1 protein-coding gene is annotated in these 1,937 nt (G+C 48.5%); it reads right to left on the bottom strand.

Annotated features, from left to right (window positions below; translation table 11 throughout):
• Positions 1–252: 252 nt before the first annotated feature.
• Positions 253–1,881, bottom strand: coding sequence for an ABC-F family ATPase (locus ACTHUE_RS17175; RefSeq protein WP_003683571.1), 1,629 nt, complete (start codon positions 1,879–1,881; stop codon positions 253–255).
• Positions 1,882–1,937: the final 56 nt, after the last annotated feature.

Raw genomic sequence — 1,937 nt, 5'->3', positions numbered from 1 at the left:
GTTGTGGTTTAAAGGTTTATTCAGTTAATCCTCTTGCTATGAAAACATACATAAAGGCCGTCTGAAATATTTCAAACGGCCTTTTGTATATCTGTTTTATGGCTTTAATAAAAATTCCTAACAAGAAATTTATTCATTTTAATCTTAGCAGTTTCAGTGATTGCCAATATGAAACGCTTCAAAAAATGCCGTCTGAAAACACAACGGTTTTCAGACGGCATTTCAATACCTTAATAGCTCATCAGTATGAGCTTAAACTAAGCCTTTTTTCTCCAGATAGCTTTCGTAATCGCCCAAGTAGTGTTCATATCCGCCTTTGCCATCCAATTCGATGATTTGGGTAGCCAATGAAGATACAAACTGACGGTCATGCGATACGAAAATCAGCGTGCCGTTGTATTTTTCCAGCGCCATGTTCAAGGATTCGATACTTTCCATGTCCATGTGGTTGGTCGGTTCGTCCATGACCAAAACATTGGGTTTCAACAGCAACAGTTTGCCGTACAGCATACGGCCTTTTTCGCCACCGGAGAGAACCTTCACTTTTTTCACGACATCGTTGCTGCCGAAGAGCAAGCGGCCCAAAGTGCCGCGGATGACTTGTTCGTCATCGCCTTCCTGACCCCATTGGCGCATCCATTCGCTCAGGTCCATATCGACGTCGAAGTCGTTTTCATGGTCTTGCGGGTAGTAGCCGACACTGGCTTTTTCCGCCCATTTGATGGTGCCTTCGTCCGGCAGCAGGCCGTCTGAATATTCGGGGTTGTACGCGCCTGCCAAGAGTTTCAGCAAGGTAGATTTACCTGCGCCGTTCGGGCCGATGATGGCGAGACGCTGACCTGCTTCAAGGATGAAGTTCAGGTTTTTAAATAACTGGGTTTCAAAACGTTTAGCCAGTTTTTCAACTTCTACAGCCTGACGGTGCAACTTGGCTTTTTCGTCGGCTTCAAAACGGATATACGGGTTTTGACGGGTAGAAGGTTTGACTTCTACCATCTCCGATTTGATTTTGTCTGCCTGCTTCAGACGACTGGTTGCCTGACGGGCTTTGGATTTGTTGGCAGAGAAGCGTGCAACGAACTCTTGCAGCTCTTGCAGTTTCTCTTTGGCTTTGGCGTTGTCTTTCAGGGCGCGCTCACGCGATTGGGCAGAAGCGAGCATGTAGTCGTCGTAGTTGCCCGGATAGATGGTGATGGTGTTGTAGTCCAAATCCGCCATGTGTGTGCAGACTTCGTTCAAAAAGTGACGGTCGTGCGAGATGATGATCATGGTGGAGTCGTATTGGTTCAACACGCCTTCCAACCAACGGATGGTATTAATGTCCAAGTTATTGGTCGGTTCGTCCAAGAGCAATACATCTGGTTTGGAGAACAGGGCTTGCGCCAGCAATACGCGCAGTTTGAAGCCTGGGGCAACTTCTGCCATGGTCGCATTGTGCAAATCTTCGGAAATGCCCACGCCGCTCAACAACTCGGCAGCACGCGCTTCGGCGGTGTAGCCGTCGTATTCGGCGAACTTGGCTTCCAGTTCGGCGGCTTTCATGTAGTCGTCTTCGGTAGCTTCGGGGTTGGCGTAAATTGCATCACGCTCGGTCATCGCCGCCCACATTTCGGTATGACCCATCATCACCACGTCCAGCACGCGCATGTCTTCGTAGGCAAACTGGTCTTGGCGCAATTTACCCAAACGCACGCCGTTTTCAATCGCGACTTCGCCGGCAGTCTGTTCCAAATCGCCGCCGAGGATTTTCATGAAGGTGGATTTGCCTGAGCCGTTGGCGCCGATCAAGCCGTAACGGTTGCCTTCGCCGAATTTGACGGATACGTTTTCAAACAGCGGCTTTGCGCCGAACTGCATGGTGATGCCGTTGGTAGAAATCATTATTCGTAAAACCTTTATAAATAGAATGTTATAATCGGACGCGATTGTAGCATATT

It is taken from the genome of Neisseria sp. P0021.S005 (assembly GCF_051956955.1).
The sequence above is the reverse complement of the archived record's forward strand: the minus strand, read 5'-3'. Positions and strand labels throughout refer to the sequence as shown.

Bases quoted from the DNA above. Each gene is read 5' to 3' on its own strand.
- ACTHUE_RS17175 (WP_003683571.1), bottom strand. From the start codon at position 1,881: ATGATTTCTACCAACGGCATCACCATGCAGTTCGGCGCAAAGCCGCTG.